Below are 22,835 nucleotides of genomic sequence, written 5' to 3' on the forward strand. Positions count from 1 at the left end.
CGCAGCAACCGGGTGCCGCCAGGAGTTCGCGTAGGAAGACGACACTCGCCGGTCTGCCCGTCATCGTCTCCGATCAGGTGGACGCCGACACGAAGTTCTGGACATCCCGAGGCGCATGTCGTCCTGTTGGTCCGCGAGAGCACGACGGTCGAGCGGTTCCGGAACGTCCAAAGGACTGCATCTGGGTCCGTGCGGTGTCGCGTATGGGTCTCAGTCTGAACGAGCCCGGTGTGGCTCGCGCCTATGAGATCTCCTGAGCTACGCCCTAACGGGCACAACTGAATACGCAACAATAACGCCGAGGAGGTATGGCCCAACTGGGCCTCTTCCGCCGTCCAACCGCTATGGCTTCTAGAGGGCTACGCGAGCCCCGCCCGAGAACATCGAGTCGTGGAACTCAATAGCTTCCGGCACCGCCCCTGGCGGGATGTCGAACGACACGCTGCCCTCGGTCCCGAGACCGGGGTTGATGTCCTGCATCCATGTGTTGTCGCTGAGCGAGGTCGTCGCGTCGTACTTCTTGCCGTCGATGATCAGCTTCTGGTTGGAAGCGAAGAAGCTCTGGGCCTTATCACCGATGTTCGTCACGCGGATGTTGACGACGAAGAACTCGCCCTTGGCGTGCTGCGGGCTCATGACCCCCTCCTTCGTGGCTGACCGATCGACACCGAGCACCTGGAACTCGAACTTGCCATCGCGCACCGAGGATCCAGGAGCAGCCACCGCAGGCCCAGCGGGCTTCGCCGGGGCGATGGTGCTCCCCGTTGAGGGGACCGACGCGGCCGTGTTCGTCTCGACGGGCTTCTTGTCTTCAGTGCTGGCGATGGCTATCAGGATTACCACTACGGCCCCGACGCCCAGGAAATACTTCTTGTCGAACTTCTTCTGGGGGACCGCGTTCGCGGGCTGGCCAGCGCCGATTTGCGGTGCGGGGAATGGCGCGTAACTCTCGGTCCACGCTGTGCCGTTGAAGTACCGCTGGCGGCTCGGATCAGATGGATCGGGATACCAACCCGCTCTCGGCTGCGTCATTAAGTCCTCTCTATTAGCTGCGCTACCTACAGGCCGAGACAGCATAACCACAGCGTCAATTAGGGCGCAGCCGAATCACGTCGCGACTTACCCAGCCGCTGCAAAGACGTCGCCGTTGTACCCGAAACTTGCCAGCCTTGTCTTTGCTGATCTCGAACTTCGCTGGCATTGCAGTTCTCCCGCTCGCTTTGCCGAACAGTGGGAAACGCCACGCCGGGTCAGGGCTCGCCAGAAGGGTTGTGCTTCGAGCACACCACCCGGACGCTCACTGAGCGGCAACTTGCCTATGCGGTTTCCAACGGGGTGAACTCGGGTAGGCGACACCCGTGACCACCGCCGAACAGCCGCCGCCCGAAGGCGACGGACAACCCCCGCAAGCCATGGATGGCGAAGATGACTCCGACACGCCAGCCTCAGAGTCCGACTACCCGCAAAGGTAAAACATGTCGCGCACCGAGCACCCCGACATGTCGGATTACGAGCGCACGGCATGGCGCGCTCTAACTGCTGAAGCCTCGGCGCCGGATGTAATAGAGGGGCCGCTTCAGCGCCTTGGCAAGTGGCGCCGAAGCGCGGGTTCGCCGAGCTGCCGGACGTGCCAAAGTCACTGCCCTTCGAGTGCCCGGCGCGGATCAGGCGATCGATGCCGTTGACACTGCGATCCGCAAAGCCGTTGACGGGCTTCACACGATGTTCGTTGAGCGGGGCTTGCATTCGGTCACTCCGGGGAAGATCTATCAGACCTTCGCCGCTGAGGGCGTCAATGTTGGCTCCTACGACGACATTTGCAAACTTGATCTGAAACTATGCGACAGGACTGTGCCCCGCCGCAAAGAGCGCTATATCGCCTTGGCAGCCTCGCAGGGTGCGGCCACCTCGCTCGCGGTAACCGGAGCTACCGTGTCCTCTACCGTGTCCGGCGGCACCACGGTCGGCGTCGCGGTAGGAGCAGTCGCCTTCGATGTCGCCGCAGTCCTAACCGGGATGGGTCGCATCGTCGCTTTGGTGGCCGCCCACTACGGCTATGACGTTCGTGAGCCAGAAGAGCAATGTTTGCATCGGGCGTGTTGGCATACTCAACGGCAGGCAACGCGACCGAGAAAGCTACTGCGTTGGCCGCACTTTCGCGACTCACTCAAGAAATGATGCGCCGTGCGACTTGGCGCCAACTTCAACAGCACCAAATCGTCACGGTCATCCAGAAAGTAGTTTCCTCGTTGGGCTTCAAACTGACGCACAGGAAACTTGCTCAGGCCGTGCCGATCGCGGGGACCCTGATCAATGGTGGGCTGAATGCACGCATCGCATAAACACCTTCGAGCGGGCGCAACGTGCCTACCGGCTCCGCTTTCTCACCGGAAAGTAGGATCTAGACCCCACGGCCTGGGAACCCGAACTTGTTGATGGCGAAGTCATCGATGTCCCCCGCGTCGACGCCCTTCTGGAAGAACAGCTCCGACTGGACCCAACCGAGGCAGATCCCGGCGAGGAAGACTTCAGTTGACCAAGTCGCATACCACCTCTATCGGGCAACGCCCGTTCGTGAGAATCATTTTCATCCCGTTGCAATCTGCAAGCTAATGCAAACGGTTACCATGGCGGAGGTCGTGAGGCCGAACACCTATCCGGCCGCCTTCAATGCCTTATAGATGATCGGCACCAGCTCCCCCATGAGCTTCCGTGAAATCTCGGAGTTGTTGAGAATCTGTGTGGACAGGTCAGTGTGGGATTCCATGGCACCGATCACTGCGGTAACGAACTCGCTTTGCAGGTCTGGACTTGCCGAGAACTGTGCCAGCGAGTTGTTCTGTGCCTGCTCTTGTAGGGTCTCGCTCTCTTCGAGCCGGTCCTTAACGTGGCTGACCACGCTGCGCACGCTGGAAGCGGAATGATCCCCGGAGAACAGGTCGTTGATCTGTGCGATGACATCTTCGAGAGCCACCATTTCGGGGTCGCGTGCCGTGCCGGTGCCTGAGTCCTTGGCCGGTTGAAGAGGAACATCACCGGTGAGTTTGCCTGAGGCGGTATTCTGCTTGTGTTGGCCGATATAGTCGAAGTCGACTGTCGACAAATCAATTTCGTGGTGTAGCTGCTGATCAGATATGACCGGTGCAAGATGCCGCAGATAGATGGACAGCTTCTCCAAGGAGGCGTCTTCGTAGTTGACGATCTGTGAGAGGAAGTCGTACTGGCGCAGGAAAGTGCTGACGTCTTTACGGAAAATCTGCAGTCCATCTAGGGCAAGCGTGTCACCGTGGTCGACGGCTTCTCGTTCTCGATCACGGAACCGGTCGCGTGCGGGGGTGACCCATTTGGTCAGTGCGTTGTTGCCCTTATTCGCCAGGTAGTCCGCAACCAGGCCGTTGATTTCGGACTCCTGGTAGATCCCGGCGGCATCGAGCTTGTTCATGGTCTCATGGACGATGTTGGGGTCCGTGACGTCGGCCAAGGTGGTGGCCTCGTAGTAGGGCTCGAACGCTTCGACGATGTCCTCGGCGGCATTGGCGAAGTCCAATACGAAGGTCTGGTCCTTGCCCGGCGCCACCCGGTTCAGTCGGGAGAGAGTCTGCACCGCCGCCACCCCGGACAGTCGCTTATCGACGTACATCGCCACCAGCAGGGGCTGGTCGAATCCGGTCTGGAACTTGTTGGCTACCAACATCACGTTGTACTCATCCGTGGCAAATGCATCTCGGAGATCGCGGCCCTTCAGACCAGGATTCATCGAGTGCTCGGTGACCTTCTCAAGGCCGGACTCGGCATCGGTAACTTCACCGGAGAACGCCACCAATGCCGTGACGTCGGTATAGCGCTGTTCGGCAATGTACTTATCGAACGCGAGCTTGTAGCGCACTGCCGCCTTGCGCGACGAGGTCACGACCATGGCCTTGGCCTTACCCTCCAATCGCCAGCCGACATTCTCGCGGAAGTGCTCGACGATGATCTGCACCTTCTGCGAGATGTTGGTGGGGTGGAGCTTTACCCAGTTCATTACCGACTTGATCGCCGCCCGCTTATCCACCAGCTCCCCACCGGTACCGCCGGATACCTGGATAGTGCCCGCCGCTGCGGTGTCTTGGGTTTCGTAGGTCTGGCCGTTGTGGGTGAGCCGGAAGGCCGTCTTGTACGGGGTGTAGTTGCGCAGCACGTCGAGGATGAATCCCTCCTCGATCGCCTGTTGCATAGAATAGAGATGAAATGGGTGCGGTAAGCCGTCAATGCCTTTGTGCCCGAACAGTTCCAGGGTCTTGGCCTTCGGGGTGGCAGTAAAGGCGAAGAACGACAGGTTCTTGGATTCGGCCCTAGCGGCCATCTCCGCCGCCAACACATCCTCGGCATCCACGGTGCCGCCGTCGGCGAGTTCGTCAAGCTCAGTGGCCGTCAGGGCCGCTTTAAGCCGCTTGGAAGCTTCCCCAGCCTGAGATGAGTGGGCTTCGTCGGCGATGATGGCGAAGTTCTTGCCCTTCAGGTTGGCTTGAGTCTGGATGAGGTCCAGGGCAAACGGGAAAGTTTGGATGGTGACGATGATGATCTTGGTTCCCCCGGCCAGAGCATCGGCTAGTTCCTGCGACTTGGCCCCGCCCAGTCCGGCGATGTGGGCGACAACCCCTGGGGTGCGGTCGATCTGACGGATCGCCTCCTGAAGCTGGGCGTCCAGCACGTTCCGGTCGGTGATGACGATGACCGAGTCGAACACCGGCTTATTGGTGTCGTCGTGCAGTACGGAAAGCCGATGGGTTAGCCAGGAAATGCTATTGGTCTTGCCTGAGCCCGCCGAGTGCTGAATCAGGTACCGATGTCCGGGTCCTCGGTCGCGGGCTGCCTCGACAAGACGGGTGACAGCTTCCCACTGGTGGAAGCGAGGAAACAGCATCGTCTGTTTGCGAATCTTCTTGTCGGAGAGCGGGTTGACGTAATCGTCTACCTGCAGGTGCATGAAGCGCCCGAGGATGTCGAGCCAGGTGTCGCGCTGCAAGATCATCTGCCAGAGATAGGCCGTTGGTGAGCCGTGCGAGTCCGGCGGATTACCAGCGTGCCCGTGGTTACCCCGGTTGAAGGGGAGAAATGCGGTGTCCTTGCCCGCCAGTTTGGTGGTCATCTGCACCTCGCTGTTCGAGACCGCGAAGTGCACCAGCGCCCGTGATCCGAACTGCAGCAGGGGCTCCCCTTTGGGGAGGCGATGGTTCTTGTATTGCAGCATCGCGTCGGTGATGTTCTGCTTGCTTAGATCGGTCTTCAACTCGGCGGTGGCCACGGGAATCCCGTTGACGAATAACACCAAGTCGATGCTGTTGCCATTTTGCGTCGAGTAATGCACCTGCCGCATCACCCGAAGGCGCACAGCGTCATAACGCTTCTTGGTGGTTTCGTTTAATGAGGTGTTAGGCCGGAATTGGCACATCTGGAACTGGGCGTTGAGGTCTTTGAAGCCCCGACGCAACACGCCCAGAGTGCCTCCATTGGCCTTCGGATCAGCACCCAACATCTTCACCAAGGTCGCCAACACCCCGGTCTGGGCCTTCACCAGAGCGTCACCCGACAGGTCCGGCTTGACTCGCTTCGCCAATTGGTCCGGTTGCGTATCGGCGAGCCAGCCGAAGATGTCCTCGGGGAACAACGCGAGTTCGCGGTCGTAACCCGTATCTGTGGCGGAATACAGCCAGTCATGTTGGCCGAGGTAGTCGCAGATCTCGGCCTCGAACGACGATTCGTGATGTTGTTGCGCCACCGCTACGCCGCACCCCGCACATCAATCTTCCCGGTCACTGCATCGGTGACCAGCGCAGACCGATACTCCCGCAGAGTGCGGATCACCTCCTCAGCCTTCGCTATCAATGCGTTGATGCTGGCGCATCTGTCCTCGAGGAAGCTAACAATCTCCTGCTGCTCAACGGGTTTCGGATGAGGCCATTCGAGGCTTTCGAGCTTTTCGGCGGTGAAGTGCGGGATGGTCGCCTTGCCGCACAGAATCGAAACGTGACCGATCTCAGTCGCCGACCGGATCAGATACGCAAGAAAGCGAATACTGTCATCCCCTCGTGCCCGCACCCTATTCAGCGATTTTTGGAAACCCCACCCCGGCAGGTCTTCCCGCACGATGGCGCATCGACCATATGTCGCTCCCCCTTCTACAACCAGGAGGTCATCCTTGCGTACCGAAAGCTTTCGCATCTCCTCAGGCGTAAACCAGCAGAGCATAGGGTCGTCGAGATCGAGTTCAAGCGCCTCATTCAGGCTGCCTGCCTTAAGGTGTGGGAGAAGCTGGTCATTGGACGACTGCCGCGCACCTTGGTACATCTTGCCCAGAACTACTGAGAAGCCGTGCTTAACCTTGCCCAGCGTCCAATGAGACGGAATCTGCCCAAGCCACGGGATACCTGAGTCCACCATCTCCACATCAGGGTCGAGTCCCTTGGTGACGGCGTGGGTGATGGTGGCGATGCGATCCTCGCGAAGGGTGGCGATAAGCTGCTCCTGCTTGGCGATCAACGCATCGATCTTGGCGGTCTCACGATCGAGGAAATCGGCGATGGCACGCTGCTGCTCCATGGTCGGGATGAAAGCGTCGATGGTTTTGAGGACGCTAAAAGGCACTTCGGTGGTGCGGACGTTCGTCTGGTCGCCTGATCCGATACCGCGCTCGCGAGCTATAAGTTCGGCGATGAACGAAGTCGACTTCATCAAATAGACGATGAACCGCGCATCGTTGTCCGGCAGGGGCCGCATCACTTCATAGTGATAGGTAACCAACCCATCTTCCGCAGCGACGCCAAGGGCGCCAGCACGGATGCTCATCTTGTTGAAGACGATGTCGCCAGCCCTGCAAACCTTGTACACGTCCAACGACTCCGCCCGAGGGGGCTTGTCTGTTAATTCGGATCGGCGAATCACACCCCGCGTCTGGGACACGGACATAAGCGGTAAGTCAATACCGGGGATCCGCTCGTCAACCCGACGAACCGACGACCCGACGCGAGTCACGCTCCAACCTCACGGAGCATTACCTGTATCTCCGACACCAAGATTCGGAGGTCCTTCTGAATTTCCTCCAGCGGCCTAGGGGGTATGTAACGGTGGAAGTTTCGGGTGAAGGGGATCTCGTAGCCAACTTTGGTCTTTGCGTAGTCGATCCAGGCGTCGGGGACATGCGGTAGAACCTCGCGGGCGAAGTACTCCTCGATGTCGTCAGTCAGTGGAACATTCTCGGTGTCCCGGATGGTTGGGTCAGGTTCGGGGTTGCCCATAGAGTCAGTGACGACGGTGGCAGTGTCATCGTGCTCGCCGATTGTCGACCAGATTGCCTTTATCAGCGGTGCAGGAGGTTTGGTCAAACCGGCTTTGCGGAGTGCATCCTTGGCTTCGGTAACGAACTCGTCGCGGTCCTTCCATTCCCACCCGATCAACCCGGCGAGGGCATTGCCGATCGCGGCCCGCTCGCCGGGAGAGAGCTTCTCGATGCTTTTCTGGGCCAAGACTTCATCGACCTTGTCCTCGGTAGGGGTGAAGCGCAGCTGCAGGGGCCGTTCGACGGTGATGGTGGAGTAGCCGAACTCCTCACCTTTGAATACCTTTGACAGCGCTGGGCGCTCATCACTGCCTTGCTCATTGCGGAAGCTGTCGTAAAGGTGGCAGATCCGCGTAATGTCCTTGTCCCGCAGTTCTTTCCTCTTGGATCCGAGCGACTTGCGCATCTTTCCGTACATGTCTACGCCGTTGATCAGTTGGATCTTGCCCTTGCGCTTGGCAGGCTTGTTGTTGTCCATGATCCAGATGTAGGTCGCGATGCCTGTGTTGTAGAACATGTCCGTCGGTAGCGCGATGATGGCGTCGAGGAGATCGTTCTCGATAATCCATTGCCTGATGTTGGACTCTCCGGATCCCGCGCCCCCGGTGAAGAGGGGCGAGCCGTTGAGCACGATGGCCAGGCGGCTACCGCCCTCCCCATTCTTGACGGGCTGCATCTTTGATATCAGGTGCATTAGGAACAGCAGCGATCCGTCCGAAACCCGTGGGAGGCCGGGTCCGAATCGCCCTGCGAAACCTCGCTGCTCGTGCTCATCGGTGACTTTCTTCTGTTGGGTCTTCCATTCCACTCCGAAGGGCGGATTGGATAGCAGGAAGTCAAAGTGCTTTGTTCGGAAGCCGTCATCCGTCAGGGTGTCGCCAAGGTAGATGTTGTCGACGTCCTGGCCCTTGATGATCATGTCGGACTTACATAAGGCATACGAGCGCGGGTTGACGTCCTGCCCATAGAGCACCGGTCTGGCTTTGGAGTTCATTTCGACGAGGTGGTCAAAAGCTGTCGAGAGCATGCCGCCGGTACCAGCGGCGGGGTCGTAGATCGTGCGGACGGTGCCCGGTTTGGTGAGCGCGTCGTCTTCAGACAGGAACAAGATGTCGACCATCAGGGCGATGACTTCGCGGGGGGTGAAGTGGTCACCGGCCTGGGTGGCATTGGAGTCGGCGAACTTGCGGATCAACTCTTCGAAGATGATGCCCATGTCGTGGCCGGAGACGGCTTTGGGGTGGAGATCAACGGCGGCGAACTCCTTGACGATCAGGTACAGCCGGTCGGACTTTGCCAGTCTCGCGATCTCGTCGATCAACCCGTAGCCGTCGAAGACATCGCGCACGTTGGGCGAGAACTGCTCGATGTAGTCGATCAGGTTATCGGCGACGCCCTCGGGGTCGCTGGTCAGGGAGGCGAAGTCCCAGCGAGAGGTGTTGTAGAAGTGCAGCTTGAACTTGGCCTTCAGCAGCACGTCCGGGTCGACTTTGGTCGACCTGATCTTCGTGTACTCCGCAAGTACGTGATTCTTGGTGGACTCAAGGATGCAGTCGAGACGACGCAAGATCGTGAAGGGCAAGATCACGTCGCCGTACTGATTGGGCTGGTATGGACCTCGTAAAAGGTCGGCGATCTTCCAGATCAAATTGGCATTGGTCTTCGCCATTGCGCCGCCATCCCCTCCGTTCGACCGGTGAGTGCGAAGTTACCCCAATCTGATCTGGACCTTGCGAGATTGCCGGTCCTATCTCTCTCGTGGTCGTCAAACCCGTTTGGCCTGGGGTGATCGCGGCCAGTGAGCCACATGTCCAGTTACCATCGCCCAATGGCAACGGGGGGGTCCGACCGCCGCTACGCACCCATGACCGTCGAGCATCTGAAGCGCCTTGAGAAGATCGCCAAGCAAGATCGCCAAGAAATGTTCGCCAAGAACCCGCGTCTCGCCGTGTACCGCGACCGCATGTTGCTCGTCGCTCTCTGCCAGGGCGCGGCGCTGCACTACGTCGATGGGAAGAACGGCGTGAAAGACATCGACGTCTACACGTTCTACTCGGCAGTGCCTGGCGTCATGCTCACGCCTCGTCGAAACGTGCCTGCCGACTTCGGGGAGTCGGAGTTCGGCTATTGGTCCAGAGAGGAGCCGATCAAAGGTGAGCGCTACGTAGGCCGGAGGGTTGATCTGCTCCAACGTTCGCTGAAGGTGCCTCCGGATATCGATCCGGTCGAGGCTGTGCGGACTTGGCTTCAAACCAATGGCGGTACACCAAAACGATTGCGACAGGAGGCCGTTGTGGGCATCTGGCCGAGGAAGTATCTCGGCAAGGTGATCTGGCCGATAGATCGCATCGTCTGACTTCACAGAGCGATCAACCCTGCTCCTAAGCTGACAGTATGTCGTCCAACTGGGTGCCAACTCTGGGTACGGTCATCGTGGCTCTTCTTGGATTCGCGGGCGTCCTGATTGCGCAGGTAATCGCCAACCGCCGAGCGGATAAGGAGTGGGAGCGAGAGCGTTACCGCGAAGAGCAGCGGTGGGAACGGGAAACTCAGAGCAGAAGGCGTCGAGAGTTTGCCGAAGCGATCGCTGACTATGCATCGGCCGTGACGTCGCTCAGGCGAGCTGAGTTCAATCGCGGTAGGCAACGAATTGACCAGCTCCCCGAAACGAAGCACGAGCTAGCGAAACAGGAGACGTATCAGCTTCGGGTTGAGGCGGAAAGTAAGCGGTTCATGGTTGTCCTTTTGGCCGACCGCGAAAACGATCAAGACCTGCTGACGGCGGCGCGCGACGTGATCGAAAAATGCCACCAGATCTCGGCGGTATCAGAGTCCATGGCGGACCTGCAGAGCCACGACCTAGCAGCGAAGGAGGCCTTGGACGAGTTGATCGAAGAAGCCAGTCGGCGAGTTTAGGGCAACTGAGCCGTCGCCTCGCCCGCCGTCATTGTCGCGGTCTGGGGCGACTGGAAGCCGTTGTCCCGGCCCCAGGCCGAAGTCTCCTCCGCGAGGTATCGGTACAACGTCGCCCGGCTCACCCCGAGGAACTTGGCAATGTCCCTGCCGGTGTGCCCGTCTTCTTTCATGCGCTTGGCCGTGGCTAGGTCCTGGATTTCCCGAACCTTGCGGGGCCTACCGAACTTGGTGCCGTTGGCGCGGGATGTGGCTCGCTTGAGGGCGGTGCGTTCTTTGATCAGCTCCCGCTCGTACTCGGCAAGGGAGCCCAATACCCCGATCATCATCCGACCCGCCGCAGTCGACGAATCGATCCCGTCGGTAACTGAGATCAGAATGACGCCGCGATCCGTGAGGGTCCTCACGGTCTCCAAGATGTGCAAGGTGTTGCGGCCTAGGCGGTCGAGTTTCCAGACCACGACGGTGTCGCCTTCCCGGAGGTATTCCATCAGCGCGGCCAAACCGGGGCGGTCATCGCGGGCGCCGGACATGGTGTCGGAGAACGTCTTCGTCGTGCCCGCCGCTTCGAGGGCGGCGTTCTGCTGATCGAGGGTCTGCATGACGGTGGAGACTCGCGTGTAGCCGATGCGTTGGCCGGTCGGACGGCGGTCGACGCCGTTCTCATGACTCATATGTACTGGAATCGCAGATTTGAGAAAGTTATTTCCAAGACAAAGTTTTGAGACAACTCGACGTCGGCGAACGCAACGGAGTCGGAGCGCTCGATCGATGTCTCGAATGTGGTCTATTTCAAGACGACTTGGCGGGCCCCCTGTGGATGCCTGGCATCATGCCATCGCCGCCCAAGTGATATGCCCCGCGAAGCCCTACGATGTCGCCGTGTCACGGTAGCCACCCCGGAAATCCGCGTAGGCCGCGAGGTCGCCGCAAGCCCGCGCCAGCAGCGTCCGGGAATGCAGCAACCGGATCTCGCGTATCACTACAACCTTGTTCACCCGCCCCCGTTTTCCGTCTCCTCTCGATCGCGGCGGGTTCGAAAGGCGCCATGCCGAATAACGCGGCTCCAACATCAGCGTTGCGCGGGAGGAGGGTCATCCCCCTCCGGAAACTTCTTCAGGAAATAATTCGAGACCTGATTACGCTCGCGCTCGTACCGCAGGCCCGTGTAGAGAAGCGCAATGGCGGCAGCGATCACGCCACTGGTGATGATGCCGTTGAGCGCCGACTGGAACTGTTCTCCCCGATGGCCCAGTAAGCCTAATACCATTTGAGCCAAAAGAAGTCCCTCCAGAAACACGAAGGATATGAAGGCTTGTCTTCTGAAGTTCCGGACCGCAGGTTCCTCGTGTATCACTACCCGCTCGATCCGCTCCGCTACCGACTGCTCGAGGAGCCTCTTCTCCCGCGCGCCGTCTCTTAGTTCCTTGACAAGTTCGATGTCTCTCTTCAGGCGGTCACGTTCATCACCCTTGGAAACGCGCCGATTAATGAGCGCTACCACGACGGTTGCCGCAGCCGCTGCAAACCCCACAAGCAACGCAACTGCGGGACTACCCATGTCAGGGGTCGCCATGGGGGAAATTCTTCCACCGGGACGCCGGTGTCAGCGGCCCGACTCGCCGTGCTTCCGGCGAGGTGCCTGGCGGGTGCTGCCGTAACCCTGCCAGGTCGCCGCTTTGCATAACGGTTGCCGGTCTGTGAAGAATTCCAAACATTTGGTCGAGGAGTTAGTGACGTGGCAATACGTAGCCGCCGACCGGCCAGTCAGGGGTCTCACGCAAGCAGCACGCGCCAGCGCATCGATGGGCCGATGTGAAAGACGAGGCGTTCACGGGTGCCCCGTCGTTGCCGCCGCGCAGGGGTTAACTGACAACCTTGGTCGCCAGCGCTGGGCGGCGTGGTCATCGATGCCGCATTGCGTTCTGTGGAGATCGGCGGCTTGGGATTTCGCACTCGATACACTTGAGGTCGCTGCCCGGTTCTACCGTGCGGCCAACGGTCTCATCGCACGGAACTGCGGTACCGTGACAAGGTAATGGGCACGACTTACGTTGCGCGCCAAAGAACGCGGATCCGATACGTCGAGCCCGAGGCGGTGATGCAGCAGTGGCTGCGGTGAGTATCGACTAGTATCGCGACCTCTAGCTCTACGGCCGGTTATCGCCTACCCGACCTCTTCGGGCTGGCCTTCTTGACCGGCGCCTTCTTGGCGACGGCCTTGCTGGCCGCCTTCTTGACCGGCGCCTTCTTGGCGACGGCCTTGCTGGCCGCCTTCTTGACCGGCGCCTTCTTGGCGACGGCCTTGCTGGCCGCCTTCTTGACCGGCGCCTTCTTGGCGACGGCCTTGCTGGCCGCCTTCTTGACCGGCGCCTTCTTGGCGACGGCCTTGCTGGCCGCCTTCTTAGTCGCCGCCTTCTTGGCAGGCGACTTCTTGGCGGCTGGCCCCTTATGGGCAGCCCTGTGGATGTTGCCCCAGGTGTCCGTCACGCTATACCTGTCCCATTTTCAATGGCGATAGTGTGAACTACGAAACAACAAGGGGCACAGAAGAAGTCGCGCCGTATCGTCACGATGTCTGGTCGCTCCTTCTCTTCCTGTTCTCGGCTCTCTTCCTTCTCGCGGCGACGATGTTCCGCCTCCTCGCTAGGGTCATTGATGTTGTTTCGTAATCTGTCACGTCAAACGACCTACCTCACAATCAGAACCCATACCAGTAATGCGACTTCGGCAACCAGAAGAATCACCGCTACGCGAAACGCGAGTTGGCGTCGGTCGAGCTTTGGCTGATTTTCCTTGCCACCCTGGATCATTGCGTCGGTAATGAGTGTCCGAATCTGGTCCTCGGTCTTGTTAGCTCGAATGTTCTCCATGATGATTGACGCCGAGGGCACGAAGTGCCATCCCGTCGCTGTCCAAACCACGTAAAACACGCAGCCGCCGAGTAGGACCACGATGATCAGCAGCGCGACGCTCGCGCAGGACGGAAAGACCGCGCCCTTTGTCGGATCGTTGTTGAGCAGTCCTATGCCTGCTGAGAACGAGGTGAACAACGCAGCAGTCGCAAGCAGGGTATTGGCTCGCGTTCGCACGTTACCGAGAGTCGTATCCTGCATCGCCAATTTCTTCTGGGCCGCGTCATACGCGAGCTCTAAACGCTTGTCGGACGTTTGCTCAGCCACCCGCGAAAGCTCCAATCCCGCCCGGCCGTGTCGGCGAACTAACAACGCGTCCGCAGAATAGGACCCAGCGCGGCGGCTTTGAAGGACTCTGATCGGCGCGTCGCGAACCCTGCGATATCCGCTTCGATGACCATCTCAGGCAACGGGCGATATAGACCGCCAACACCGGCACACCGCCCGCCTCGAAAGGTGAATTGACCAGCAGGTCGGCGCCAGTAGTCTTGGCGCCAGCGTGGAAGGGGTTGCGATGCGTATCAGTGCAGGACCGCAGCGTCGTGTCGCCGACCAGTCGTCAGCAACTGCAGCCCCGCTGGAAATTCCGGGCTAATCGAGAACTCCTGACGATTCGATGCAGCTCAAGTACATAAGCATCCCGGCGCTAATCGCCTTCGCGGGCGGTGACCCGTGGGCGGTCAACCGGACTCTGCAAGCAGGCCAGCCGGGGCAGATTTCGAGCCTGGCGAATGCGTTTAAGGCTGCGGGCCACTCCACCGCCGAAGCCGACCATGCCTTCGAGCAGGCGCGCTCTCGCTTCGATGCTGCCTGGAATCATCAGGATGGTGATCATCCGATCAACGACTCCGCTGAAGTGCAGCGGGTGGCGAAGTCCCTTGGGGCGCAGTCCCTCCAACTGCCCAAAATAGGTGCGGATCTGGAAAACATTGCCGCATCGTTGGCCGAGGCCCAAAAGGCCGCCGCTGGCCAGATCGCCTCGCTGGAAGCCCAGCTGAAAGGGCTCGACGACATGATCGCCGAGGCCGTCGAGTTAGAAAACGAGCACCCCGACCTCAGCGCGGCCGACCGAAACGCGCTCAACACCTACATCACCTCACTCGAAGACGACGCCATCCGCGACACGAAGGCCGCGCTGGGCCAGCTCCAAGCAACCCGCGACGGCTACTCGAGCACGTTGCAAAACGCGCTGGGAAACCTCAAAGCTGAGGGATACGACCCGGCAGGTATTAGGGCGCAAGAGGGCCCACTGTCACCAGCACCCCCGTTGCCGGATGACCCCAATCAGTTCGCCCAAGTGTGGAACTCGCTCACTCAAGAGCAAAAAGACGCCGAATACAATCGCAATCATTTCATCGGCAACCACGGGGGCATGCCCTTCGTCGATCGCGACCACTACAACAGGCTCCACCTCGACGAGCTACAGAGTGCCAACCAAGCCGACCTGGACCGGCTGCGTGCTCAGCACCCAGACTGGGCCAATGGGAAGACGCCGTTCCTGAAGACCAACGAGTTTCTGAACTGGCGACGGCAATGGGACGCCGCCAATCGTGCCCGCGATGGGTACTCGAACGTGAAGAGCACTCTCGGCCCGCCACCGGACAAGGTGCCGCCCGGAAAACTGCCGAGATACCTCGGTGTCATCGACGACAAGGGCCACGCCGCTGTCTCCATCAATAACCCCGACACGGCCAAACGGGACGCCACCTTCGTACCGGGTACGGGCCAAGATCTGACGCGTTTCGACGCGAGCGCCTTGAAATCTGAGCGGATGTTGTCGGCTACGCTTGCCGCCGATAAAAGCCTTCGGCCACAAGATGTCTCAGTAACCACGTGGATGGGCTACGACCGACCAATGAGCCTTGTCGACGCGGCCTCAACCAGCTACGCCCACAACGGCGCCGCCGCACTCGACGACTTCCAATCCGGACTGCGCGCCTCCCACAACGACGCGGTTACCGGGGGCCCCTCACTGAACACGGTCATCGGGCACAGTTACGGGTCCACCGAAGTGGGCGCGGCGGCGCTCGGTGGCCACCACCTCGACGCCAACAACGTCGTCGCGGTCGGCAGCCCCGGGGTACTGGCCGGACATGCTAGCGACCTCAACCTCGATCCCGGGGCACACGTGTTTGCCACTAGAGCACAAAACGACGTCATCGGCGTCGTCACGGGCATGACATTAGGCCCGGACCCCATGAGTTCGAAGTTTGGAGGCATCCCGTTTGAAGCGGCCCCCGGACCGGGCTGGCCGTTCGGCCTGCCGACAGTGGCGGCCCACAGCAGTTACTGGGACCCGGGCAACCCGGCGCTTGACAATATGGGCCGTATCATCGCAGGCAGAGTCGATGTCACCGCACCTACCTTCACCCCCTAGACACCCATGCTGAAACCGATCAACCGCACGCTGCCTTGCTTGCTGGCCGTCCTGCTCGCAGCGGGGCTATGTGGCGCGGCGTGCTCATCAGGATCGTCACCTACTTCCACAAAACGATCGGCGTCCGGCACACCGTCTGGTGCAACGATGATCCCAGGAGGTCCAATGGAGTCGACACCAGCCGCTCCGTCACCGAAAGTACCTGCGAGCCAAGAAGAAGCGCAGAATATGGTAGTTCGCTACATCCAGAAGACCGTGGACGCGCTCCCCCCCGGAACCAATGTCGATGGAACCCGCTACAGCGGGGTCGGTTCCGGGATCGCCTACTGTGAAGACGAGCCGAAAGACAAAAACTCTCCCGTCAACTACTCCTACTGGGGTGATCTGAACCTTCCGCAAGGTACGGACGTCGACGCCGTCTTCAGTCAGGTGGAAAACATTTGGAAGGCCTGGGGCTGGCAGGTCCTTGAGCGACAAGGCTTCGAGAAACCCAACAGGTTCGGCTACGCCCCCGACGGTTACGTCGTGCAAATCAAGGCCGCCTATCCGCCCGGTTCGCCCCCAACGATCATCGGGACATCGCCGTGCTTCCCGGGCAACTTGCGCAAAGAAGGGACCCCTGTTCCCACCGTTATAAATCAAGCCTCTCCCGCGAGATGAGCCGACGGAGCGGGATTGGACACCGATCTGGCTGATCGCCGATCAGGTAAGCCATCAACGACTCCCCTTATCGACGCCATGACTCTTGGGGGGACCGACCCCTAGAACATGTGGCCTTAACCCTCACGATCGATCTGTTGAACGTCATGGCCGGTCAGCTGCACTGGTGATGTCGGTGGTTATCTCTATGCTGTGGCCCATGGTGCGACGCAAGCAGGTCTTTAAGATCACTTATCCCAACGGGAAGATCTACGTCGGCTTGGACCTGACTGGGAAGGTCTCTTACTTCGGTGGCCCGAGCGCCGACGAACCCATATCCTCCGACCTTGCTGAGCACCGCCTCGACCTAGCCGTACGCAAGCAAATCTTGTGGGAATCGGACACTGCCACCGACGCTGAAGCTCGTGCAATCGAGACCACGTTAATTCGCGAATATTGCTCTGCTGACCCGAAAGTCGGTTACAACGTTGCGGCCCAAGTTCTGCCGCCTGCGAAGGAGTCGGCGGTACCGCCGATGCGCTGGTACTGCCGCCCCGAAGGTGACAAGCAACAACTGAGAGTCACGCCTCGGCTGGCATCCTGGAATAAGGCCGACGATCCCGATCAAGTTCGGCTGCGCGCTTATCTCGATGACACCGAAGAGCTGCTCGCGGGTTTGCGGGTCGTTGGCCCGTGGGCGCTCCGGCTCGATGTGGGACTCCCGACTGGACGGGACCTACTCAACATGGCGGACCTCGACAACTACGCGTATCCGCTTGCCTATCGCCTCAAGGACCCCGACCTGGTGTCGGTGTGGTGCACGAAGCAGCACAGCGAACAGTCGTTCGTGCGCATCGAACCCGCCCGCGAGATCCCCCCGCCGACAGGGGATGTGCTGGTCGCAAGAACGACCGCATCGACTCAGACGGTCACCTATAAGCAGCAGATCCACGCTGCCGTCGCCGACGCTTCGGAACTGCGGGGCGGACCAGTCAGGCTTGAACTCGCCTTCGTCGTCAGCCCCCGCAGGAACTGGCTGAACCTGTGGAAACAGACCATCGACTCGCTCGAACCGCTTCTGGGGCGAACCTATCCAGACCGCACCTGGAATCCGCTCGACGGCAGGATCATTGAGTTGGGCATGCACCTGACTACTGACCCTACTGCTCGCAACGATGTGGTCATCGGCATAGCTGCCTCGTGCGCGTAATGAGCTATACCAATCGCCGTACGGCGACCGTTCTGCGGAGCAAGCTGCGCATTGTGGTGACTAGAAGTTTCGTCGATTCTTGTACTTACCCGGTTGCACCCACGGCGCAACGCGAAAAGCCAGGTCTTTCTGAGACCAACAATTAGACGACGCGGCCACGGATGCCAGGGCGACGGTGCTCACTTGCGGGCGGTTTCGCATATGCGGCCAGTTTGCCGCACGGCGGCGCAACTTAACATTGCGGACCAGTCAAGCAGGTTGCACCCTATCGAATCTTATCCGAACTATCTCCGCTATAATGGAACCCACTTGCGATGCTGGAATCGAGTAATTCGGGACGGTATATGTCCCCCAATAGGTCGGCTCTCAACACCGCCTTTTGATGATTCTTGGCACACAAGTATAAGCCAAATACATCGGGCCCAATAGCAAAAGGAACGTAGCCAGCGACCCGTCCTTGGTCTGCTATTGTCTGCAGTAGCAAAATATCAACCTTCAACCGCTCATCAACAAGGCCTGATAGGTTGGCGTAGTCGAGCAATTGGACGGCCTCTACTAACCTCTCGAAGGCTTCAGTTTCGCGCTTGTTGCCCAGCTTACCTTCGAGCCGAGTGAACTTTCTCCAACCGCACTGTTCTGCCAAACCGCTCAAGCCATGCCAATCAAAGTTGGTTATCTCTTTGAAAGAATCAACGTTAAATATATTTTTGTTATGAGCTTTCGGTCTTGCTGCATCCCCTTGCGGGCCATCGTTTAACGATTCAATGCTCTCCTTATACTGATCGAATTGAATGTCGCCCGCCTCAAGAATTGCTGCAATTCTGTGGAGGGCGCGCTTCGCATCCGACGGCGCGGTCGTTTCGTTCTTATAGTCGAGCGAATGGCTGATCGACGCCCACGCGTGTTGCAGGATTGTCCTAATCTGCACCTCAGCACGCAAATTTTCAAACGCTTCATTTTCGAGGAGGCTCGCTCGTCCGGGCGACAACTTAACGATCATGTGATATCCGGAGTATCCGAACTCTTCCGCCCGAGTCGATCTACGATCCTGTTCGTCCAGCACCAGAAATTCAGAGGCAATCAGTTCTCGAACTCTAGCAATATCACTTAAATGCCTCACCACGACTCGGACTCCGCACAAGTCTTGTACGCTTCGGTGCGATGTATAATTCTTGCTCTGCATCTTTTTAAGAGCGCTCTCGATATCTTTCGCGCGGGAAGTTATCTGGTCGAGCGGAATCTCGTTACGAGCACAAATATTTCCTAACACACCCTCAAGGTATAGCCCTAGTAAGCGATGATTCTCGCGCACCCCAACGAAGTATTCTTTAGCGTCTGCCGGGCTCATACTTTCCCCATCTTCCGGTGCCACTCAATATGTCAAACACGTAGACCACTCAGCTGCTTCTTGGGGCAAGTCTTTACTCTGCCTTTGCATGGCTCGTAGCACCGCTATGCGTACAACGGAGATTTTTAATCGCGCACCGACACTGCTTTCTATCTGGACATGCCCGCGATGACACAAGAGTCGGCTTATGCATTGAGGATCAGCTTCCCGCGTACTCGATCATTGGTTCGGAGTCGACCTGGCCGCTCGGCGACGTAATTGAGATTCCGTTGGGACGCACCTGATAGCGAGTTCCATCGACCGGGTTGGTGACGTCGAATCCGCCCGAAGACCGGACGGCGTTGGCCAGTTCGATGCTGGCGCCGTCGCTGAGACGAACGCCGCGATAGTAGTAATTCGCCGGTCCGACTTCGCAGACCACGATCAGCGATTGGGTGGTGCGCCCCATCAGCGCTGGCGTGCTTCCCGGATCACAACGACCGCCGGGATAGCCCACGAAACCTTGGGCATCGGTATCCGGCAGGGAGATTTGAGGCTTCGATGTCCTCGTAGCGGATGGTCGGATGGTTGAGGATTCCGTCGTGATATCGCTGCTACTCGGTGCCGTCGACGACATCGTGTCGGAAGCGCTCGTCGGAGCCCCCTGGTTATTTCGCAAGATCAGGAACGCTGCTATTGCTGCGGCAGCCAAGAATGCAGCCACTGCTCCGGCGACCAGTACCAGTCGCCCATGTCCGAACCTGGGCTCTGGTGGTGGAGGGGCGTGAAGGTGATCGGCATAGGGGGTCTCTCCGGTCCCGTCCGGATTCGGCCATCGAGTCGAGAACTCGCGGGTGCCTACTGGCTGTCGAGGGAAGAAAGCGAACGCGGTTGGTGCTTGGGAGGACTCTGCCGCAGCCCTTGCTGCCCCGGCGAGTTCACCTGCAGAGAGGAAACGATCCGCTGACTGTTTCGCCATGCCCCGCGAAATCACGTAGTCAAAAGCAGCGGGGATAGCCGCGTTGAGGGTCGACGGCTTCGGTGGATCAAGGGTGAGATGTGCGGTGATCTGTTGCTCGGCGCTATCACCGGGATAGGGCTGGCTGCCCGTGAGGCACTCGTGCAGCAAGCAAGCTAACGAGTAGACGTCGGCTCGGGCGTCTGCAACTCCGGTGGTGAAACGCTCGGGGGCCATGTACGCCAAAGTGCCAATGATGGTGCCGGTTTTGGTGACTTTGGTTGCTGCGGCGTCGTGGGCGATGCCGAAGTCGATCAGGTACGTGAAGTCCCCTTTGGTCATCAGGGCGTTGGACGGCTTGATGTCTCGGTGAACTAGTCCAGCGGCATGTGCAGCGTCTAGTGCCGCTGCGAGCTGTTCAATGACTCGAACAGCTCGCTGTGGGGTCATTGGACCTTCTCGTTTGAGGAGGGTGCCTACATCGGTGCCGTTGATGATCGGCATGACCAGATACAGTCGGCCGTCGACTTCTCCGGTGTCGTGGACGGGGATGATGTGCGGCTCGGTCAGCCGGGCGGCCGTATGGGCTTCGCGTCGGAAGCGTTCGCGAAACCCGGGCTCAGTGGCTAGTTCGGTGGACAACACTTTCACGGCGACATCGCGGTCGATCACGGTGTCGTGGGCTTTGTAGACCTTGCCCATGCCGCCCTCGCCGATCACCTCGATCAGCCGGTAGCGCCCGAACGCCACCTCATCCATTGCTATGCGTTCCCATCAGACCCCGCAACCTCGGCCCCGCCAGACTGCGGAAACGAAAATTTGAGCCCGGCGTCGGCCTAGTCGTCCCGCCTACTTCGGTCCGGTGTTTATCCGCCTCGAGTCGAGGTGCCTGTGCGAACGAAATCGCTTGCAACACAGGCATTTAGAATGAGGAGACGCTATCGATGCTGACGAACATGCCGTGCCCGGTGGCGTCGTTCGTGAAGCGTGTGCCGTCACTGCTTGGCAGAATCTTCCATCCCTGGATGTCGTATGCCTGGCCGTAGTTCAGTACCAAGTCGTTTTGCGGCTCACCACCGCCGCCGATATTTCCGTCATCCCAATTGAAAGCTCCCGAAGCATGGATGACCGCGAGGTCGAGGTGATTGCCGTACTGACCCATAGGAGCCTGGGGGAAGCCCGGTCCATGTTCACAAGCGACTGCCGGGCCCCCGCCGTGCCCTTGATCATTCACCATCACCAAACAACGCACTTGCCCCGACTGAGTTCGGACGTACTGGCCGGGGTCGGCGAGGGCCGAAGGGACCACCCCACTCATGAATGCAAGGCAAGCCGCCCCACTGGCCGCCGACGCGATCCCCCTAATCACGGCTCCGAGCGTAACTAGCGACTCTCGACACTCGCAGCAGAATGAGCGGGACTCGGGTCATGCAAGACGCGAAATTATGACCTCGACAGTCGTGCCGATCGCCTTGGCAACATGACGGAGTTCGATGACATCGAGTCGACGCTCACCGATCTCGTACTTGCTGACGAACGATTGAGGAACATCTAGCAGCTTGGCTAAGTCCACCTGGGTGAGTCCAGCTTCTTTGCGCAACTGCCGCAGTACGGTACATAGCTCCTGGTACTCCGCCGAGTAGATGGATTTCTCCACCTGGCCAGCGCACCTTGCAGGCAGATCCTATCCCAATTTAGGATATTTTGGGGGGCCGCTCATCGACGTCGGGAAGGCCGAACCCAATGACTCAAAAGCGAGCCTCGCTCGGTATCCGGAGCGCCCTGATCACGGCAGCGACTATCTCGGCCGTCTGCCCGACCGTCATTGTCGCCAGCTCGATAGTTCTAGCCCCCGTGGGCCACGCCGACAAGGGAGAGAATGATTTCCTGCAGGACGTCGCCAATACCGGGATCCCTGTCAACTCACACACCATCAATGCTGGCTACCAGGTCTGCATGGATGTGGCTTCTGGTCAGCCGCCCAGTTTGGAGGCTGGACTTCTCAGCACCAAGAACCACCTCGACCAGGATCGTGCAAATAGGTTTGTCAGGGCCGCACTGCAGGATCTATGCCCCGGGGTAACGTCGTGAAGACCGTCCCGGCCGTTGGCTGGGACTCCGGGAATTCGCGACCGCGTCACTCATCCTCGTCGCAACCACACCGATGGGCGATGCATGGGCTTCGGCTGGCCGTCTGCGAGCGAGAGGGTGGTTCACCCGGCAACCTGGCCTGCACTTCAGTCCACTTCTTGGGGAAACAATGATTCTCGGAGAACCCATGAAAATGATCACTTGGGGCGTCGCCGCGCTGTCGGCCTTCGTTGTTCTGGTGACGTCGGCGCCGGTCGCGCTGGCAACCCCTGCCGACGGCTGTTACGGCAACAACTATTTCAACCGAGACCACTGGCGCTGCGAACAGATAAATCCGGCCCCGCCACCACCAGGGCCGGTAGGGCCGCCGCCACCATGGGCTTGGTGCTATTGGTGTCCCAGCGCCGCCCACTGACCCACCGCTTTAGCGGTGCCACGACTCATCACCCGAGTAGCAAACGAACCGATGCTTGAGTCCTGGTCTGGTCAGAGACCATGCCCGGTCAAATGCAAACCACATCAGTGTCAAACGGGAGTGCAACCCGGCCGGGAATTCTGGTACTTACCGGGATTTTCCGTACTTACTGGTACTTGTTTGGACTATTCACTGCACCTTGTTATTCCCTGGTCGCATTCCCAGCATTTTGTCGATCCGAGCTTGCCAATAGTCCGCTATCCCGGCCGGGTCGTGGTGCCGCTTGGCGTGGATTCGAAGGCTGTCATAGGTTATCCGGTGCCTCTCGTCACGACCCGCATTCAAGGGCTCCACCTCGCGCAAGATATCCATATAGGTGACCGTGTGAGCCTTGCCGCCAAGGCTGAGATAGATTGGGGCACCACGCCAGTCGAGCAACTCGTTGACGTGAACGCGGACTGTCTCGTCACGGCAGATTCGACAGCGCGGTTCCTTGGGTTCGACGGCCTCCTGAGGGAGTTTCGTCGCCTCGTCCATCATGCTCGTCACAAACTCTTCGATGGACGCGAGGTAGGGATCGGATATGGTCATTGCTTTTTCTCGCCAGCCGAATGCGGAGGTAATCGATGGCTCTATTCTTCCACAAATAGTACGTTTGGCCAATGCCGAAGC

Annotated in this window: 21 protein-coding genes; 7 read left to right on the forward strand and 14 right to left on the reverse strand. The window is 59.4% G+C overall.

All coding sequences use genetic code 11. The features are described 5' to 3' along the window. Positions 1 to 351: 351 nt before the first annotated feature. Complete coding sequence (locus tag ACEL92_RS24760) at positions 352 to 1,032, reverse strand: DUF4352 domain-containing protein (protein ID WP_374023210.1); 681 nt, start codon at positions 1,030 to 1,032, stop codon at positions 352 to 354. A gap of 618 nt (positions 1,033 to 1,650) precedes the next feature. Here ACEL92_RS24760 and ACEL92_RS24765 point away from each other — a divergent pair. Continuing rightward, positions 1,651 to 2,178 carry a hypothetical protein gene (locus ACEL92_RS24765; RefSeq protein ID WP_374023211.1) on the forward strand — a complete coding sequence of 176 codons (528 nt, stop codon included), beginning with the start codon at positions 1,651 to 1,653 and terminating at the stop codon, positions 2,176 to 2,178. A 475-nt stretch (positions 2,179 to 2,653) separates the two neighbouring features. Here the strand turns inward: ACEL92_RS24765 and ACEL92_RS24770 are convergent, their stop codons facing one another. The 3 genes from ACEL92_RS24770 to ACEL92_RS24780 all read right to left on the reverse strand — a co-directional run bounded on the left by ACEL92_RS24770 (position 2,654) and on the right by ACEL92_RS24780 (position 8,987). After that, positions 2,654 to 5,761, reverse strand: a complete 3,108-nt coding sequence (locus ACEL92_RS24770) for a type I restriction endonuclease subunit R (RefSeq protein WP_374023212.1) — start codon at positions 5,759 to 5,761, stop codon at positions 2,654 to 2,656. A gap of 2 nt (positions 5,762 to 5,763) precedes the next feature. Continuing rightward, the gene (locus tag ACEL92_RS24775; protein WP_374026374.1) at positions 5,764 to 6,870 is read right to left on the reverse strand and encodes a restriction endonuclease subunit S; all 1,107 of its coding nucleotides are present in this window, start codon (positions 6,868 to 6,870) and stop codon (positions 5,764 to 5,766) included. A 140-nt stretch (positions 6,871 to 7,010) separates the two neighbouring features. Further along, entirely contained in the window at positions 7,011 to 8,987 is a 1,977-nt protein-coding gene (locus tag ACEL92_RS24780) for an N-6 DNA methylase (protein ID WP_374023213.1), read from the reverse strand. Positions 8,988 to 9,182: 195 nt separating this feature from the next. Between ACEL92_RS24780 and ACEL92_RS24785 the strand changes: the two genes are divergently transcribed. Further along, positions 9,183 to 9,674, forward strand: a complete 492-nt coding sequence (locus ACEL92_RS24785; RefSeq protein ID WP_374023214.1) for a hypothetical protein — start codon at positions 9,183 to 9,185, stop codon at positions 9,672 to 9,674. A 38-nt stretch (positions 9,675 to 9,712) separates the two neighbouring features. Next, positions 9,713 to 10,234, forward strand: coding sequence for a hypothetical protein (locus ACEL92_RS24790; RefSeq protein ID WP_374023215.1), 522 nt, complete (start codon positions 9,713 to 9,715; stop codon positions 10,232 to 10,234). Here the strand turns inward: ACEL92_RS24790 and ACEL92_RS24795 are convergent. The 5 genes from ACEL92_RS24795 to ACEL92_RS24815 form a co-directional block, all read right to left on the reverse strand. Next, positions 10,231 to 10,905 carry a recombinase family protein gene (locus tag ACEL92_RS24795; RefSeq protein ID WP_374023216.1) on the reverse strand — a complete coding sequence of 225 codons (675 nt, stop codon included), beginning with the start codon at positions 10,903 to 10,905 and terminating at the stop codon, positions 10,231 to 10,233. The genes ACEL92_RS24790 and ACEL92_RS24795 overlap by 4 nt on opposite strands. 195 nt (positions 10,906 to 11,100) lie before the next feature. Continuing rightward, positions 11,101 to 11,229 carry a hypothetical protein gene (locus ACEL92_RS24800; protein ID WP_374023217.1) on the reverse strand — a complete coding sequence of 43 codons (129 nt, stop codon included), beginning with the start codon at positions 11,227 to 11,229 and terminating at the stop codon, positions 11,101 to 11,103. 74 nt (positions 11,230 to 11,303) lie between these two features. Then, complete coding sequence (locus ACEL92_RS24805; RefSeq protein ID WP_374023218.1) at positions 11,304 to 11,807, reverse strand: hypothetical protein; 504 nt, start codon at positions 11,805 to 11,807, stop codon at positions 11,304 to 11,306. Between the two features lie 584 nt (positions 11,808 to 12,391). Beyond that, on the reverse strand, positions 12,392 to 12,721 hold the full coding sequence (locus ACEL92_RS24810; protein ID WP_374023219.1) for a hypothetical protein: 330 nt from the start codon (positions 12,719 to 12,721) through the stop codon (positions 12,392 to 12,394). Between the two features lie 200 nt (positions 12,722 to 12,921). Then, the gene (locus ACEL92_RS24815) at positions 12,922 to 13,413 is read right to left on the reverse strand and encodes a hypothetical protein (RefSeq protein ID WP_374023220.1); all 492 of its coding nucleotides are present in this window, start codon (positions 13,411 to 13,413) and stop codon (positions 12,922 to 12,924) included. A 349-nt stretch (positions 13,414 to 13,762) separates the two neighbouring features. Between ACEL92_RS24815 and ACEL92_RS24820 the strand changes: the two genes are divergently transcribed. The 3 genes from ACEL92_RS24820 (at position 13,763) to ACEL92_RS24830 (ending at position 17,372) form a co-directional block, all read left to right on the forward strand. Continuing rightward, positions 13,763 to 15,523 (forward strand): alpha/beta hydrolase, encoded by a 1,761-nt coding sequence (locus ACEL92_RS24820; RefSeq protein WP_374023221.1) that lies wholly within the window; start codon positions 13,763 to 13,765, stop codon positions 15,521 to 15,523. Between the two features lie 165 nt (positions 15,524 to 15,688). Then, a complete protein-coding gene (locus tag ACEL92_RS24825; RefSeq protein ID WP_374023222.1) occupies positions 15,689 to 16,183 on the forward strand; it encodes a hypothetical protein in 495 nt (164 codons plus the stop codon). A gap of 199 nt (positions 16,184 to 16,382) precedes the next feature. After that, complete coding sequence (locus tag ACEL92_RS24830; protein ID WP_374023223.1) at positions 16,383 to 17,372, forward strand: hypothetical protein; 990 nt, start codon at positions 16,383 to 16,385, stop codon at positions 17,370 to 17,372. Positions 17,373 to 17,637: 265 nt separating this feature from the next. On the opposite strand, the gene ACEL92_RS24835 is transcribed toward ACEL92_RS24830, so the two are convergent. From ACEL92_RS24835 to ACEL92_RS24850, 4 genes are all read right to left on the reverse strand, one after another. Then, the gene (locus tag ACEL92_RS24835) at positions 17,638 to 18,720 is read right to left on the reverse strand and encodes a GTP pyrophosphokinase family protein (RefSeq protein WP_374023224.1); all 1,083 of its coding nucleotides are present in this window, start codon (positions 18,718 to 18,720) and stop codon (positions 17,638 to 17,640) included. A gap of 199 nt (positions 18,721 to 18,919) precedes the next feature. Further along, positions 18,920 to 20,416, reverse strand: coding sequence for a serine/threonine-protein kinase (locus ACEL92_RS24840; RefSeq protein ID WP_374023225.1), 1,497 nt, complete (start codon positions 20,414 to 20,416; stop codon positions 18,920 to 18,922). Between the two features lie 163 nt (positions 20,417 to 20,579). Further along, positions 20,580 to 20,975, reverse strand: a complete 396-nt coding sequence (locus ACEL92_RS24845; RefSeq protein WP_374023226.1) for a hypothetical protein — start codon at positions 20,973 to 20,975, stop codon at positions 20,580 to 20,582. A 108-nt stretch (positions 20,976 to 21,083) separates the two neighbouring features. Further along, positions 21,084 to 21,314 carry a helix-turn-helix domain-containing protein gene (locus ACEL92_RS24850; RefSeq protein ID WP_374023227.1) on the reverse strand — a complete coding sequence of 77 codons (231 nt, stop codon included), beginning with the start codon at positions 21,312 to 21,314 and terminating at the stop codon, positions 21,084 to 21,086. Between the two features lie 86 nt (positions 21,315 to 21,400). On the opposite strand from ACEL92_RS24850, the gene ACEL92_RS24855 reads away from it, so the two are divergent. Beyond that, positions 21,401 to 21,748, forward strand: a complete 348-nt coding sequence (locus tag ACEL92_RS24855; RefSeq protein ID WP_374023228.1) for a DUF732 domain-containing protein — start codon at positions 21,401 to 21,403, stop codon at positions 21,746 to 21,748. Between the two features lie 604 nt (positions 21,749 to 22,352). Here the strand turns inward: ACEL92_RS24855 and ACEL92_RS24860 are convergent. Then, positions 22,353 to 22,754, reverse strand: coding sequence for a hypothetical protein (locus ACEL92_RS24860; RefSeq protein WP_374023229.1), 402 nt, complete (start codon positions 22,752 to 22,754; stop codon positions 22,353 to 22,355). Positions 22,755 to 22,835 lie beyond the last annotated feature (81 nt).

The organism is Mycobacterium hainanense (genome assembly GCF_041890355.1).
In the GTDB taxonomy this organism is placed as follows: domain Bacteria; phylum Actinomycetota; class Actinomycetes; order Mycobacteriales; family Mycobacteriaceae; genus Mycobacterium; species Mycobacterium hainanense.